Consider the following 15,579-nt stretch of genomic DNA (forward strand, 5'->3'; position numbering starts at 1 on the left):
GGCCCCGCCAGCAATGGACGGGGCCTTTTTATTGCTCCGTCCATGTGGCAATCACAAGGAGCAACACCATGGCTGACGCCCTGCTGATCATCGACATGCAAACCGGTTTATACGACGGTCCGGAAAAACCCTTCGAGCGCGAACGCGTACTCGCCACCCTCAACCAATTGATAGCACGCGCGCGCGATGCCGGCGCCCCGATCTTCGTGGCTCGCCACACCGGCCCGGCCGGCTCACCGATTGAAGCCGGCAGCCCGCTCTGGCAGCTGTGGCATGAACTGGAGGTAGACGAATCCCGCGATCACCTGTTCAACAAGACCCGCCCCAGTTGCTTCCTGGGCACGGACCTGGAACAGCAATTGAGAGCTGCGCGGGTCAATGAGCTGGTGATTGCAGGCATGAAAACCCAGTTCTGCATCGACACCACCTGCCGGGTCGCCGTGGAACTGGGGTTTTCGGTGGTACTGCCAGAAGACGGCCATACCTGCATGGACACGCCGGCGCTGAAGGCCGAGGCGATTATCGAACACCACAATGCCACCCTGGCCGGCGCGTTTGTGACGCGTGCAAGCGCCGTCGAGATCAGCTTCTGAGCGCTCAAATACGGCATACTCAGCCCCTCAAACCCTTCAGGAAGAGCCTTCCGATGACCGCCACTGTTCTGGTCCTGGTTGAAACCATCAATGAATACCTGCCCATCATCGAGGGCAACGACTTTCATGTGATTCTGGCACCGACACCCGCCGAACGCGCCGAAGCCATCAAGGCCCACGGCAGCCAGATCAAGGCCGTGCTGACCCGTGGCCCGCTGGGCTTGTACGCCGAGGAAATCGCCGCCCTGCCCCAGCTGGAAATCATCTGCGTGATCGGTGCCGGCTACGAACACGTAGACCTGCAAGCCGCCAGCAATCGCGGGATCGTCGTGACCAATGGCGCAGGGGTGAATGCGCCATCGGTGGCCGATCACGCCATGGCATTACTGCTCTCGCTGGTGCGCGGCATCCCGCAGACCGACGTCGCCGTACGCCGCGGTGAATGGCCCAAGGTGATGCGCCCGTCCCTGGGCGGCAAGCAACTGGGCATCCTCGGCCTGGGTGCGGTGGGCCTGGAAATCGCCAAGCGTGCGTCCCAGGGCTTCGGCATGGAGGTGAGTTATCACAACCGCCAGCCACGCGACGACGTCGACTACACCTACTGCGCCACGGCGGTGGAACTGGCGCGCACCTCGGATTTCCTGATCCTGGCCACGCCCGGTGGCGCCAGCACGCGCCACCTGATCGATCGCCACGCCTTGGATGCGCTTGGCCCGAACGGCTACCTGGTCAACATCGGCCGTGGCAGCGTAGTGGTGACCGCCGACCTGGTCGCCGCCCTTGAACAACGCCGCATCGGTGGCGCAGCACTGGATGTGTTCGACGACGAACCCCAAGTGCCCGATGCTCTCAAGAAGCTCAGCAATACCGTGCTCACTTCGCATGTGGCCGGCTTGTCGCCAGAGGCCGCCCACGACACTGTGCAGCGCGTGGCCGACAACCTGGTGGAATACTTCGCCGGCCGCCCGGTGCTCACGCCGGTCGCCCTGCCCCCGCCCACTAAATGACCGATCAGGCACGCTGATCATCGTCCAACACGCTAACCTATTAAGCCGCCCCGACCTTGTCGCTGGGCGGTGGTGCGCATTAGATTAGGAAATAGTCCGAGGCCTTTAGAATAAGCAGAAGGGATAAGCATGGCGCTGAACGACCAATCGACCCAGATTCGCCCAGGCGAAGAACTTGATGCCAGCCTGATCGATCCCTACCTCAAGGCCTATATCCCGGGCCTGAGCGGCACGCCCACGATCAGCCAGTTTCCGGGCGGTGCGTCGAACCTGACCTACCTGCTGGAATACCCCGGTCAGGAATTCGTGCTGCGACGCCCACCCTTTGGCCACAAAGCCAAGTCCGCCCATGACATGGGCCGTGAATACCGCATTCTCAACCAGCTCAAAGACGGCTTCCCGTATTGCCCCAAAGCCTACGTGCATTGCACCGATGAGTCGGTGATCGGCGCCGAGTTCTACGTGATGGAGCGCGTCAACGGCATCATCCTGCGCTCCGACCTCCCAGCCGAACTGGGCCTGGACGCAACCAAGACCGAGGCACTCTGCAAGAGTTTTATCGACAAGTTCGTCGAGCTGCACCAGGTCGACTACAGCGCCTGTGGGCTGGGCGACCTGGGTAAACCCGAAGGCTATGTGGCGCGCCAGATCCGTGGCTGGAGCGACCGCTACGAAAAAGCCCTGACCCCCGACGCGCCAAGCTGGGAAACCGTACGCACCTGGCTCAATGACAAGATGCCGGCCGACCACCCGACCTCAAGCATCGTGCACAACGACTACCGCTTCGATAACGTGATTCTTGACCCGCACAACCCGATGCAGATCATCGGCGTGCTGGACTGGGAGCTGACCACCCTCGGCGACCCGCTCATGGACCTGGGCAACACCCTCGCCTACTGGATCGAAGCGGCCGACCCAGCGCCGGTGCAACTTATGCGTCGCCAGCCGAGCAACGCGCCCGGCATGCTCACCCGCCGTCAATTCGTCGACTATTACGCCGAGCGCGCGGGCATCCAGATCGACAACTTCGATTTCTATTACACCTACGGCCTGTTCCGCCTGGCCGGCATCGTGCAGCAGATCTACTACCGCTTCTTCCATGGCCAGACCCAGGACAAACGCTTTGCGCAGTTCATTCACATGAACAAGCTGCTGGAGCAGATGAGCCTGAACGTCATCAGCAAATCGTCCCTTTAAGGAACCGCTATGTCCAAGACCCACCTGTTCGACCTCGACGGCAAAATCGCTTTTGTTTCCGGTGCCAGCCGTGGCATCGGCGAGGCCATCGCCAAGTTGCTGGCCCAGCAAGGCGCCCACGTGATCGTGTCCAGTCGCAAGCTGGAAGGCTGCCAGCACGTGGCTGATGCGATCATCGCCGACGGTGGCAAGGCCACTGCGGTGGCCTGCCATATCGGTGAAATGGAGCAGATTACCCAGGTATTTGCCGGCATCCGCGAGCAGTTCGGCCGCCTGGATATCCTGGTCAACAACGCAGCGACCAACCCGCAGTTCTGCAACGTGCTGGACACCGACCTCGGTGCATTCCAGAAGACCGTTGACGTGAATATCCGTGGCTACTTTTTCATGTCCGTGGAAGCCGGCAAGCTGATGCGCGAGAACGGTGGCGGCAGCATCATCAACGTCGCGTCGATCAACGGAATCTCCCCGGGCGTGTTCCAGGGCATCTACTCGGTGACCAAGGCTGCCGTGATCAACATGACGAAGGTGTTCGCCAAGGAATGCGCGGCATTCGGCATTCGCTGCAACGCCCTGCTGCCGGGCTTGACTGACACCAAGTTCGCCTCGGCGCTGGTGAAGAACGATGCGATCCTGAAAATGGCCCTGGCGCAGATCCCGCTCAAGCGCGTGGCCGACCCGAGCGAGATGGCCGGCGCGGTGCTGTTCCTGGCCAGCGATGCATCGAGCTACACCACCGGCGTGTCACTGAATGTGGACGGTGGCTTCCTGTCCTGATCAAGCATTTGGCGGCGGCTGCCGAAAACTCACTGCCAGGCGGTTCCAGCCACTGATGCTGGACACCGCCATGGTCAGGTCCACCAGTTCCTGCTCGCTGAACTCCAACCGCACGGCGGCGAACAGTTCATCCGATACCGTCGAGGTCGGCAACGTCGCGACTGTTTCACTCCAAGCCAACGCGGCCTTTTCCCGTGCCGTGAAGAACGGCGAATCACGCCATACGCACACCGCGAACAAGCGCCGCTCGGTCTCGCCGCGCTGACGTGCCGCCATCGAGTGCATATCTGTACAGAAACCACAGTGGTTAAGCTGCGAGACCCGGATCTTGATCAGCTCCAGCAAGTGCTTTTCGATGGACAAGCCGAAGGTCGTCGCCTCCAGCATAAGCATGCCTTTGAGCGCTTGCGGCGAGGCGGTGTAGTAATCCAGGCGGGGTTCCATGGCGATGGTTCTCTGTCAGTGGGTGCAATCACAGTCCAGCCTAGAGCCCACACGACATAAGCCCTATAGCCAATCAGCCGGTTTATGCAGAGACCATTTTGCACCTGCGGCATGCGCGCGTACTCTTGGCCCGAGTGAATGCACGGGGTAAGACATGGAATTGCACGTTGTCATTAACGGCCGCAAGGATCTGGCCGAACAGTTGTATCAACAGTTGCGTGAAGCCATCGGCTCCGGGCGCCTGGCCGCCGGTGCGCAGTTGCCGCCCAGCCGCTTGCTCGCCCAACAGCTGGGGGTGTCGCGCAAGACCGTGTCGGACACCTACGCCACCCTGACCTACGAAGGATTACTGATCGGCAAGACCGGCCGTGGCACCTTCGTCAATGCCCGAGCGCCACAGACTGAACGCCAGCAAGGCGCCACCGACCTGGCCTGCGCCGCCAACCTCGCGAAGTGGCAGTCACTGCCCTCCCCGATGCGTCACCCCACCCGTGACAGCACGCTGCGTTACGAATTTATCGGCGGTGCCACCAGCCGCAACCAGTTCCCCCAGGATGAGTGGCGTCGCTGTACCCAGGACGCCTTACGGCGCATCGCCCAGAACAGCGGTTTCTACAGCCAGCCCGAAGGCTTGCCGGCGCTGCGCAGCGCCATCGCCGGACACATCGCGTTCTCCCGCGGGGTCAACTGCCGTGACAGCGACATCGTGGTCACGAACGGTGCACAGCAGGCGCTGGACCTGATCGCCCGCGTGGTGCTGGAACCGGGCAGCCTCGTTGCCATGGAAGACCCCGGCTACAGCCCCGCACGCCAGATGTTCATGGCGATGGGCGCCAGCGTCGTCAGCGTGCCGGTGGATGAACAGGGCATTCGCGTCGACCGAATTCCCGACGGCACACGACTGATCTACGTGACGCCCTCCCACCAATTTCCCCTCGGCATGCCGATGAGCCCAGCGCGCCGTGAAGCCTTGCTGGCGCGAGCGTTCGAGCTGGGTGCGATCATTATCGAAGACGACTACGACAGCGAATTTCGCTACGAGGGGCGGCCCACCGACTCCCTGCAAAGCCTGGACACCCGTGGCGTGGTGGCCTACGTCGGCACCTTCTCGAAAACCTTGCTGCCGGAGTTGCGCCTGGGTTACGCGGTGCTGCCGCCGGCCATTTACGGCGCGGTCCTCAAGGCCAAGCAATTGACCGATCAGCACAGCTCGACGCTGCCGCAATGGGCCTTGGCCAAATTCATCAGTGAAGGCTACTTGCTCAAGCATATCCGCCGCTGCCACACGGTTTACGCCGGGCGCCGTGAACGCATCCTGCAACGCCTGGCGGGCGACTTGTCGCCCTGGTTCGAGGCGGTGCCTACTGTGGCCGGGTTCCACATGGCGGCGTTGTGCAAGGTGCCGGTGAACATCCCGTTGCTGATGGAACTGGCACGCCGGGTAGAAGTGGGCGTGTACCCCCTGGACGTGTTCTTCCACGATGCGCCCATACGTCCTGGCCTGATCATCGGTTTCGGCGCCATCGAGACCCTGGACATCGACCCGGCGCTGGATAAGGTACGCGACATACTGCTGCAGATTGGCTAGTGGATTTTCCTCCGGATTGGTCATTGGTCCCCCAGGCACGGCGGCGTAGGGTGAAGAGGTCTCGAATGACTCGGAAACCTCACCATGAAACGATTGCTCGCTGCCTCGCTGATGCTCGCCTCGCTTTGCGCCTTTGCCCACGAACCGGTTTACAACCAGGAGTCGATCAAGGTGCTTCAAACCCATGCCTTGACCAATGTGCCCGGCAAGAAAACCATTATGCTCACCGTCGATTACGCCCCAGGCCAGGCCACCATGCCCCACAGCCACACCGGCACTGCCGTGGCTTATGTGCTGGAAGGCGCGATCACTTCGCGGGTGAATGATGAGAAAGCGAGAACCTACCAGGTCGGCGAATCGTTCTACGAACCTGCGGGTTCGCGACACTTTGAGTCGAGCAATGCCAGCCAGACAAAACCGGCCAGATTGCTGGTGGTGATGGTGCTGGATGACAACGCTGAAGTGCTGACGCCGCTCCAGCAGTAAGCCTCAAGGTCGCTGGAACTGCCGGCGCAGGTCTTCGATCCGTGGCCGGCACACACAGCCTTCCAGGTGATCATTGACCATGCCCATCGCCTGCATCAACGCATACATCGTGGTCGGGCCCACATACGTCCAACCGCGCTTCTTCAAGGCCTTCGACAAACGCACCGAAGCCGGTGAAGTGGGGTTGCCCGTCCAATAAGCCATGTCCACCACGGTCGGGCGCTCATCTTCACCGGGCTCAAACGCCCACAACCAGCGCGCCAGGGAACCGGTCTCATCCACCAGCTCACAGGCCCTGCGTGCGTTGTTGATGGTGGAAACGATTTTGGCCCGATTGCGCACAATGCCCGGGTCCTGCATAAGCCGCGCAATATCCGCCTCTCCATAGTGCGCCACACGGCGAAAATCAAAACCCTCGAACGCCACGCGGAACTGCTCACGCTTACGCAGGATGGTGATCCACGCCATGCCAGCCTGAAAGCCCTCCAGGCAGATCTTCTCGTACAGCTGAATATCATCCGCCACCGGCACGCCCCACTCCTGGTCGTGATAACGCGGGTATTCCGGCGCGGCCATGCGCCAGGTGCAGTGGGTCTGCCCGGTGTCGTCAGTGGTCAGTCCTGGTGTGTCCATCCATCACCTCACGTGCCGAGCGGTGGATGATAAGCGAAAAAATTTCCACCGCGCCAACCGCTCAAGCCTCGACCTTACCGACCAACTGGTCAGACCGGGACCTGTCAACCGCCAAATAATTGCTTGTGATTTCAAAAATACCGGGCGTAGACTGGCCCCGCACTGGACTTACCGGTAAGACCACAACAATTAAGCCCTGGAACCACCAGGGCACCGAATAGAGATCCCTCCCATGCTCAGATGGTGCTCGCGTTCGATTTTCCTGCAAGTCGTGATTGGCCTGATGCTCGGCATAATCTGCGGCCTGACCCTTCCCGAATTCTCCTCGCAACTCAAACCCCTGGGTGACGGTTTTATCAAGCTGATCAAGATGCTGATCGGCCTGATCGTGTTCTGCGTGGTGGTCAGCGGCATTTCCGGCGCCGGCGACCTGAAGAAAGTCGGGCGCATCGGCCTCAAGTCCGTGATCTACTTTGAAATCCTCACCACCGTCGCTCTGGTGATCGGCCTGGTGATGGCCTTCAGCACCGGTATCGGCACCGGCGCCAATATCCATCTGGAACAACTGTCGTCGGCCGGCTTGAATGAACTGGCAGACAAGGGTCAGCACATCCGTGGCACCAGCCAGTTCCTCATGGACCTGATCCCCAACTCGGTGATCGGCGCCTTTGCCGACAACAACGTGCTGCAAGTGCTGCTGTTCTCGGTGCTGTTCGGCAGTGCGTTGAACCTGGTCGGCGAAGCAGCCTCGGGCATCTCGCGACTGATCAACGAACTGAGCCACATCATCTTTCGCATCATGGGCATGATTGTGCGCCTGGCGCCAATCGGTGTGTTCGGCGCAATCGCCTTCACCACCAGCACCTACGGGCTGGACTCCCTGCAACACCTGGGCAGTTTGGTGGGCCTGTTCTACTTGACGTGCTTTGCCTTCGTCGGGCTGATCCTCGGTCTGGTGATGCGCCTGTCGGGGCTGCGCATGTTGCCGCTGCTCAAGTACCTGCGTGAAGAACTGCTGATTGTGATGGGCACCGCCTCCTCCGACGCCGTGCTGCCACAGATCATGCGTAAACTCGAACACCTGGGCATCGGCAGTTCTACCGTGGGCCTGGTGATTCCGACGGGGTACTCGTTCAACCTCGACGGCTTTTCCATCTACCTGACCCTGGCCATCGTGTTTATCGCCAATGCCACCGGCACACCGCTATCGATGACGGATCTGCTGACCATTCTGCTGGTGTCGTTGATCACCTCCAAAGGCGCCCACGGGATTCCCGGCTCGGCGCTGGTGATCCTGGCGGCGACCCTCACGGCGATCCCTGCGATCCCGGTGGTGGGCCTGGTGCTGGTGCTGGCGGTGGATTGGTTCATGGGCATCGGTCGCGCGTTGACTAACTTGATCGGCAACTGCGTCGCCACCGTCGCCATCGCCCGCTGGGAAAAAGACATCGATATCCAGCGCGCCAACAAGGTGCTGGACGGCCAGCAAGGCTATGCCTTCCAGGCCAAGAAGCCGGTCGTGCCGGCGCATCAGGAGTTTTGATCCATTTCATGAGCGACACAGGCCAAGATGTGGGAGCGGGCTTGCTCGCGAATGCGGTAGTTCAGCCTGCAAATGGGGTGACTGACACACTGCTTTCGCGAGCAAGCCCGCTCCCACATTTTAACCGTCGTCAATTTGACAACCCTGTTCGCAACATCAAGGAGGTAACGGCGTGATCAGCACCTCAACCGTCGTCAATTCAGTCGTAGAAAAACTCCGCGCCGCGCTGGCCCGCGGGCAGTGGCGTCGCGGCGAAATGCTGCCCGGCCAACGCGAACTGGCCGAACAAATGGGTATCAGCCGCCCCAGCCTGCGTGAGGCGGTGATCGTGCTGGAAACGCTCGGCCTGGTGCGCTCCATGCCCGGCAAGGGCGTGGTGGTATTGGAGACCAATATCAGCGAACCGCACGCCAGCGACGCGGTGGCCGACGCCAGCCTGGAAGACATCCTGCAACTGCGCTACACCCTCGAGCCCTTCATTGTCGGCCTGGTGGCCCAGTCCATCAGCAGCAAAGAGGTGGGCCAACTGCGCCTGACCTTGATGGACATGCGCGAGGCCCTCGACGCCGGCGACGCAGAGGCCGGAATGAACGCCTACATCGGTTTTCACGAAGAGCTGTTTGCCCTCACTTCCAACCCGATCTTCCAGAACGTGGTGCAACAGACCAGCAACGCACTCAAGCAAAGCGCCCAGGTGCTGCGCAACTCGCCAGAGCACCTGGCCGAACGCCTGCAGGAAAATGAAGCCGTTGTGCGCGCCATCCGCAACAAGAACAGCGCCCTGGCCAGCGCCGAAATGCGTCGCCACATCCTTCAGGAAGGCCTGCGCATGGGCATTCGCTTGAACATCCCGGACGACCATCTGGGCAGCTGACTTTTTGGAGACAGGCCATGACCGCTCGCGCCTTGCACTACGACCCTATCCTCCCAACCCTGCGTCTGGTCGCCGGTAAAAAGCCTTCGGTGGACGACATCTATCCGCGATTGTTCGACGCCATCCTGGAACAGCGTATCGCCCCGGCCAGCCGCTTTACCGAAGAAGGCCTGGGCGAGATCTTTGGCGTGAGCCGCAGTGTGATTCGCCGCGTCCTGGCAAAGCTTTCCCATCAGCAAGTGATCCTCCTGCGCCCCAACCAGCGCGCCCAGGTGGCAGCGCCGGACACGCAGCAGGCGCGGCAGATTCTGGAAGCGCGGCGACTGACAGAAATCACCGTGGTGCAATTGGCCTGTGCGCAAGCAACACCCCTACAGATCCGCCAGTTGCGCGAGCTGATCGCACGGGAACGCGAGTACATTGAGCGTGATCAGCGTGGACCGGCGATTCGGTTATCCGGGGAATTCCATCTGCAACTGGCGGCCGTGGCGGGCAATGCACCGCTGGCACAGTTTCTCAACAGCCTGGTGCCACTGACCTCGTTGATCATTGCGCAATTTGAAGCCAAAGCCTGCACGTATTGCGCGTGGCAGGAGCATGCGGCGATTGTGGATGCGGTGGAGCGGCGCGACTCAACCACCGCGGTGACGCTGATGACCCAACACCTGGATCACCTGGAAGCCAAATTGCTGAGCCAGGCTGTGCCATAAAGCCCACCCTGACTGACTACGAATACAGCGGTGATCTCCGAAATCGCCGACAGCCCGGAGGGTCATGGCACTGCACAATTGTATTCATCCCTACAGCCTTGAACTCGGATGAATAGCGTTATGCAAGCCCTCACTTTCGCACTGGTCACCGCCCTCTTCATTCCGCAGTTCAATGCCTATGTATGGGCGGGCGACGCGTTAACGGCCGGGACTTACATCATCACCCCGGCAGCCCCCGTCTGGCTGCTTGAACAACCCTACGCCAATAGCCCGATGCTAACCGCCCGCACTTTCGGTGGCAGCGCTTACGGCGACTATCACGTCAAGGCCAGCCTTGAGATCAGTTGCTCCCCGCAAAGCCCGACGGCCAGCGTTGCACTGCAGATCACACCGGCCTCGCTGGGCTTTGACGCGGCGCCATTCGAAGGTCCAGACGCCAGCGCAAATGGGCCATTGCGCATCACCACGGCAACACGCACCGCCATCGATCACCCGGTAAACGGTGTCTGGACCTACGGCGGGGCGTTCCAGATCGGAACGGTATTTGCGCTCAGTACTGCCGTTGCGCCTGACGAATTAGCCTACTGGGCCAGCGATGCCTCACGCGGTCAAACACTAAAACTCTCAATAGCGCCTGCCAACGAAGGCGACAAGCCGCTGACCGCGACCTTCTTATTACCAGCCAATAACAACGGCTTGAAAAGAGTCATCCAGCCTTGCCTGGGTCATGCCAGTTTTTAAGTCAAAAAAAAGCCCCGTATCTCAAGATACGGGGCTTTCTGTCTTGCAGTTAAATCAAACCGCTTGCAACGCCGACTGGCCGCTCAACGCCAGGTCCAGCAACTCACGGTTGGCCACCGCGTACATGGCGTAGTCCGTACCCACAGCGGCACGAATCTCAACCATCATCGCCACCCAACGATCGGCCATGTCCTTGTGCTGCTCAAGCCACAGGGCCACGCGGGCTTCCATGTCTTGCGGCGCATCGGCCATTTGCAGGACGGAGATAGTGATCGCGCGCTGCTGCCAGTCCACGTCGTCGCGGAAGGCCTCGCGGGCCTGGGCTTGCCAGTTGTTGGCCACCGGCAGATCACTGATCTGCTGCAGGTACCATGGCAGGTCCAGGGCGCTGCCGACGGCGAAGTAGGCCTTGGCCACTTCGGCGGCATCATGCCCGGTCACGTCAGCCGCTTCGATGATTGGCAGCAAGGTGTACAGGTGCGTTGTACCGGCAACCATACGCGCCAACAACTCCGGCACACCGGCTTCGGTGTATTTGCCGTAGCGGTTCTGCCAGCCTTCACGGGTCGGGCCTTCCAGCAGTTCGTCGAGCTTGAGGCCCAACGCCGCCAGGTGCGGACCGAAATGCGCGGTGTCGCGGCCAGCGTCCTGCTCGTTGCGACGACTGCGCAGGAACCAGCGCGTAGCGCGGCGGCCCAGGCGCATCAGCTCATCCATCAGCTCCAGTTGCACATCAGCGGAAACCTGGTGGTCCAGGGCTTCGATCTGGCGGAACCAGTGCGGGAGGTGGAAGATGTCACGCACGATCACATAGGCGCCGGCCACGTTCGCCGGGCTCATGCCGGTGGACTCTTTGAGCCGCTGAACGAAGGTGATGCCCATGTGGTTGACCAGGTCGTTGGCGATCTGGGTGCTGACGATCTCACGCTTCAGACGGTGGCGACGCATGGCCTCGGAGAACTTGGCGACCAGGCTCGGAGGGAACGCGGTTTCCATGTCACGGGTCAGGTACTCGTCATCCGGCACCAGGGACTTGAGCAGCGCTTCCTTGAGGTCGATCTTGCTGTACGAGATCAGCACCGACAGTTCCGGACGGGTCAGGCCCTTGCCAGTCGCGGCGCGCTCGGTGAGCTGCTCCTCGGTCGGCAGGTACTCGATGGCACGGTCCAGCTTGCCACGGCCTTCCAAGTCGCTCATCAGGCGTTTGTACTCGGCGGCACGCTCATAGGCACGGCGCGCAGCCAGGGACAGGGCCTGGGTCTGCTTGTAGTTGTTGCCCAACACCAGGTTGCCGACTTCGTCCGTCATGCTCGCCAGCAACTGGTTGCGTTGCTTGTCGGTCATGTCACCTGCCTGCACCACTTCGTTGAGCAGGATCTTGATGTTCACTTCGTGGTCGGAGCAGTCCACGCCACCGGCGTTGTCAATGAAGTCGGTGTTGGAACCGCCGCCATTGAGGCCGAATTCCACACGACCCAGTTGGGTCATGCCGAGGTTACCGCCCTCGCCCACGACCTTGCAGCGCAACTCGTTGCCGTTGACGCGCAGCGCGTCGTTGGCCTTGTCGCCTACATCGGCATGGCTTTCGGTGCTGGCCTTGACGTAGGTCCCGATACCGCCGTTCCACAACAGGTCCACCGGCGCCTTGAGCAAGGCGTTCAGCAGTTCGGTCGGGGTCAGCTTGTCGGCGGAAATGTCGAAGCGTTCTTTCATCTGTGGCGAGATGGCAATGCTCTTCGCGCTGCGCGAGAAGATACCGCCGCCTTCGGACATGATGCTGGTGTCGTAGTCGGTCCAGGCCGAACGCGGCAGCTCGAACATGCGCTGACGCTCGACGAAGCTGGTGGCCGGGTTCGGGTTTGGATCGATGAAGATATGCAGGTGGTTGAACGCCGCGACCAGTTGCAGCTTGTCGGACATCAACAGGCCGTTACCGAATACGTCACCGGCCATGTCACCGACGCCGACCACGGTGATGCTGTCTTCCTGCACATTGATGCCGCGCTCACGGAAGTGACGCTGCACGCCAACCCACGCGCCTTTGGCGGTGATGCCCATTTTCTTGTGGTCGTAACCGGCGGAACCACCGGACGCGAACGCGTCACCCAGCCAGAAGCCGTAGTCGATGGCGATACCGTTGGCGATGTCGGAGAAGGTCGCGGTGCCCTTGTCCGCTGCGACGACCAGGTACGGGTCATCGTCGTCATGGCGCACGACGTTGGCCGGCGGCACCAGGGCGCCATCCTTCAGGTTGTCGGTGATGTCCAACAGGCCCGAAATGAAGATGCGGTAGCAGGCGATGCCCTCGCCCGCGATCTCGTCGCGGCTGCCGCCCAATGGCAGGCGACGCGGCAGGAAGCCGCCCTTCGCACCCACTGGCACGATGACCGAGTTCTTCACTTGCTGGGCTTTTACCAGGCCGAGCACTTCGGTCCGGAAGTCTTCTTCACGGTCGGACCAGCGCAGGCCGCCGCGAGCGACGTTGCCGAAACGCAGATGCACGCCTTCCACGCGTGGCGAGTACACGAAGATTTCAAACTTCGGCACGGGCTTCGGCAGTTCAGGAATGGCGCGTGGGTCGAACTTGAAGCTGAAGTACGACTTGTTCTGGCCGTTGGCGTCAGTCTGGTAGAAGTTGGTGCGCAGCGTGGCCTTGATCAGGTCCAGGTAGCGACGCAGGATGCGGTCTTCGTTGAGCACCTGAACATCGTCCAGGGCGCTGAGAATCGCTTGTTCCAGGCGTTGCTGCTTATCTTCCAGGTCGTCGGCGGTCAGCTTGCGCGCCAGGTAGAAGCGGGTCTTGAACAACCGGGTCAACTCGCGGGCGATGTCGGTGTGGTTGTTCAGGGTGCTGGCGATGTAACCCAGGTCGAAGCCCAGGCGGATCTGCTTCAGGTAACGGGCATAGGCACGCAGCAGCGCCACATCGCGCCAAGGCAGGCCCGCGGTCAGTACCAGGCGGTTGAACGCATCGTTCTCGGCGTCGCCATGCACGATGTGCACGAACGCATCCTGCAGGGTGTCGTTCAGTTGCTGGATGTCCAGGTTCACGCCTTCGGCGGCGATGAACGCGAAGTCATGGATCCAGAACTCACGGCCATTGGCATGGCGTAGACGGTACGGGAACTCGCCCAGCACGCGCAGGCCGAGGTTTTCCAGGATCGGCAACACGTCGGACAGCGCCAGCGGGGTGTCGGCGTGGTAGAGCTTGCAATGCAGCTCGCGCTGGCCGGAAACCTGGCCCAGCGGCTGGTAGAAGCTCATCACCAGCGGGTTGGCTTCGGTCAGGCTCAGCAGGTGCTGCATGTCGACCACGGCGGAATGCGCGGCGAAACGCTCGCGGTAGCCGGCCGGGAAGCCTTTCGGGAAGTCAGCCAGCACGTTGGTGCCGTGGGCTTCGCCGAAGCTTTCGACGACAAGGCTGGAGTAGTCGTCCTGCCAGCTGCGGCAGGCCTGCACCACTTCTTTTTCCAGTTGCAGCGGGTCGATGTCCAGACGGTTCTTCGGGTCAACCCGCAGAATCAGCTGCACACGGGCCAGCACGGATTCGGAGAAGAAGGTCCAGAATTCGCAGTCCGAGGCCTTCAGGCGATCCATCAGCACTTGCTGGATCTTCTGGCGCACTTCGGTGGAATAGATGTCGCGCGGCACGTAGGCCAGGCAGTAGCAGAAACGACCGTACGGGTCCTTGCGCAGGAACACGCGGATCTTGTTGCGTTCCTGGATCTGCACGATGGACATCACAGTGCTGAACAATTCGTCGACCGGGGTCTGGAACAGGTCGTCGCGTGGCAGCACTTCAACGACTTGAGCCAGCTCCTTGCCCAGGTGAGCCTTGGGCTGGAAGCCGGAGCGGCGTTCGATTTCCGCGACCTTGCGACGGATGTACGGAATAACCCGCACGCTTTCGCCATACACCGAGGAGGTGTACAGGCCCATGAAGCGGTGTTCCTTGATCACTTTGCCGTCGGCGCTGATCTCACGGATCGACACGTAGTCCGGGTACGCCGGACGGTGTACACGGCTCGGGTGCGCGGCCTTGGCGAACGACAGCACGGTCGGCTCACGCAGGTAGGCCACGGCGTAGTCTTCGATGCGCAGGTCGTCGGCGGTGAGGCCGGCGCGCAGCAGCTTGGTCAGGCCGAGGAAGGAATCGGCGTCATATTCGATATGACCGCCATCCGCCTCGTCACGTACCACGAATTCTTCATAGCCGAGGAAGGTAAAGTGGTTGCCCACCAGCCATTCCAGGAAGTTCTTGATCTCGGCTTTTTCTTCGCCGTCGATGCTGAACTGGCTGGCGTCGATACCGGCCAGCAGGTCCTGGACCTTGGCTTTCATCGGCTCGAAATCGGCCACGGCCACGCGCACTTCGCCCAGCACCTGCTCAAGCTCTTTGCTCAGCACGTTCAGTTCGGCGGCGTTGGCGCAGCGGTCGATTTCCAGGTACATCAGCGATTCTTGCTGGATGCCTTCGCCCTGGGTGCCTTTAGGCAGGATTTCCAGCAACTCGCCCTTGGCGCCACGGCGTACGCTGAGCACGGTGGTCTGCAAGGTGTGGATGCTGTAGCCGCGGCGGTTCAGCTCGGTACGGACCGAGTCCACCAGGAATGGCAGGTCATGGTGCAGCACTTCAACCGCGGTATGGGTCGACTGCCAGCCATGACGTTCGTAATCGGGGTTGTAGACCCGCACTTGCGGTTGGGTATGGTCAAAGCGCTCAAGCAGGCGCCACGCAGAGAGGGTGCAACCGGCCAGGTCGGAAAGGCGACGCTGGGTCAGTTCGTCCAGGGAAATGATGCCGAAGAATTGTTCAGCAAACAGCGCCACTTGTGGCAGTGCCTGTTCACTGATGTGCTGCGCCAGTGCCGCTTGCAGTTGATGCTGGAAGTCGGCCTTGCTGGCTGCGGTGAAGAACGCCATCTGTGGTACTCCGCTTGGGCTTGTTATTGATGGAAGCGTCGCGTGTTATCCCCTTGCGGGGAG

General features: G+C 61.2%; 13 protein-coding genes. 10 read left to right on the forward strand and 3 right to left on the reverse strand.

All coding sequences use genetic code 11. The features are described from left to right. The first annotated feature begins 68 nt into the window (after nucleotides 1-68). The 4 genes from BMZ57_RS24830 to BMZ57_RS24845 all read left to right on the forward strand — a co-directional run bounded on the left by BMZ57_RS24830 (nucleotide 69) and on the right by BMZ57_RS24845 (nucleotide 3,574). On the forward strand, nucleotides 69-593 hold the full coding sequence (locus BMZ57_RS24830; protein WP_010210061.1) for a cysteine hydrolase family protein: 525 nt from the start codon (nucleotides 69-71) through the stop codon (nucleotides 591-593). 53 nt (nucleotides 594-646) lie between these two features. Continuing rightward, complete coding sequence (locus BMZ57_RS24835) at nucleotides 647-1,600, forward strand: 2-hydroxyacid dehydrogenase (RefSeq protein WP_010210060.1); 954 nt, start codon at nucleotides 647-649, stop codon at nucleotides 1,598-1,600. Nucleotides 1,601-1,729: 129 nt separating this feature from the next. Beyond that, on the forward strand, nucleotides 1,730-2,797 hold the full coding sequence (locus tag BMZ57_RS24840) for a phosphotransferase family protein (RefSeq protein WP_021491554.1): 1,068 nt from the start codon (nucleotides 1,730-1,732) through the stop codon (nucleotides 2,795-2,797). A gap of 9 nt (nucleotides 2,798-2,806) precedes the next feature. Further along, nucleotides 2,807-3,574, forward strand: coding sequence for an SDR family oxidoreductase (locus BMZ57_RS24845; protein ID WP_010210056.1), 768 nt, complete (start codon nucleotides 2,807-2,809; stop codon nucleotides 3,572-3,574). Here BMZ57_RS24845 and BMZ57_RS24850 read toward each other — a convergent pair whose 3' ends face one another. Next, nucleotides 3,575-4,018: a carboxymuconolactone decarboxylase family protein gene (locus BMZ57_RS24850; RefSeq protein WP_010210054.1), complete on the reverse strand. Its 444-nt coding sequence runs from the start codon at nucleotides 4,016-4,018 to the stop codon at nucleotides 3,575-3,577. It lies immediately after the preceding gene. A gap of 154 nt (nucleotides 4,019-4,172) precedes the next feature. Here BMZ57_RS24850 and pdxR point away from each other — a divergent pair, with 154 nt between their 5' ends. Both pdxR and BMZ57_RS24860 read left to right on the forward strand, forming a co-directional pair. Continuing rightward, on the forward strand, nucleotides 4,173-5,606 hold the full coding sequence (gene pdxR, locus BMZ57_RS24855; RefSeq protein WP_010210053.1) for a MocR-like pyridoxine biosynthesis transcription factor PdxR: 1,434 nt from the start codon (nucleotides 4,173-4,175) through the stop codon (nucleotides 5,604-5,606). An 84-nt stretch (nucleotides 5,607-5,690) separates the two neighbouring features. Continuing rightward, a complete protein-coding gene (locus tag BMZ57_RS24860) occupies nucleotides 5,691-6,092 on the forward strand; it encodes a cupin domain-containing protein (protein ID WP_042572245.1) in 402 nt (133 codons plus the stop codon). Between the two features lie 3 nt (nucleotides 6,093-6,095). Here the strand turns inward: BMZ57_RS24860 and BMZ57_RS24865 are convergent, their stop codons facing one another. Further along, nucleotides 6,096-6,725, reverse strand: a complete 630-nt coding sequence (locus BMZ57_RS24865; protein ID WP_010210050.1) for a DNA-3-methyladenine glycosylase I — start codon at nucleotides 6,723-6,725, stop codon at nucleotides 6,096-6,098. Between the two features lie 217 nt (nucleotides 6,726-6,942). Between BMZ57_RS24865 and BMZ57_RS24870 the strand changes: the two genes are divergently transcribed. The 4 genes from BMZ57_RS24870 (at nucleotide 6,943) to BMZ57_RS24885 (ending at nucleotide 10,593) form a co-directional block, all read left to right on the forward strand. Further along, nucleotides 6,943-8,268 carry a C4-dicarboxylate transporter DctA gene (locus BMZ57_RS24870; RefSeq protein ID WP_175439684.1) on the forward strand — a complete coding sequence of 442 codons (1,326 nt, stop codon included), beginning with the start codon at nucleotides 6,943-6,945 and terminating at the stop codon, nucleotides 8,266-8,268. A gap of 172 nt (nucleotides 8,269-8,440) precedes the next feature. Beyond that, nucleotides 8,441-9,142, forward strand: coding sequence for a FadR/GntR family transcriptional regulator (locus tag BMZ57_RS24875; RefSeq protein WP_010210048.1), 702 nt, complete (start codon nucleotides 8,441-8,443; stop codon nucleotides 9,140-9,142). 17 nt (nucleotides 9,143-9,159) lie between these two features. Then, a complete protein-coding gene (locus BMZ57_RS24880; protein ID WP_010210047.1) occupies nucleotides 9,160-9,852 on the forward strand; it encodes a GntR family transcriptional regulator in 693 nt (230 codons plus the stop codon). Between the two features lie 120 nt (nucleotides 9,853-9,972). Continuing rightward, nucleotides 9,973-10,593: a hypothetical protein gene (locus tag BMZ57_RS24885; RefSeq protein ID WP_042572243.1), complete on the forward strand. Its 621-nt coding sequence runs from the start codon at nucleotides 9,973-9,975 to the stop codon at nucleotides 10,591-10,593. Nucleotides 10,594-10,647: 54 nt separating this feature from the next. Here the strand turns inward: BMZ57_RS24885 and BMZ57_RS24890 are convergent, their stop codons facing one another. Then, nucleotides 10,648-15,516, reverse strand: a complete 4,869-nt coding sequence (locus tag BMZ57_RS24890; protein WP_069673402.1) for an NAD-glutamate dehydrogenase — start codon at nucleotides 15,514-15,516, stop codon at nucleotides 10,648-10,650. Nucleotides 15,517-15,579 lie beyond the last annotated feature (63 nt).

Source organism: Pseudomonas simiae, assembly GCF_900111895.1.
GTDB classification, from domain to species: Bacteria; Pseudomonadota; Gammaproteobacteria; order Pseudomonadales; family Pseudomonadaceae; genus Aquipseudomonas; species Aquipseudomonas simiae.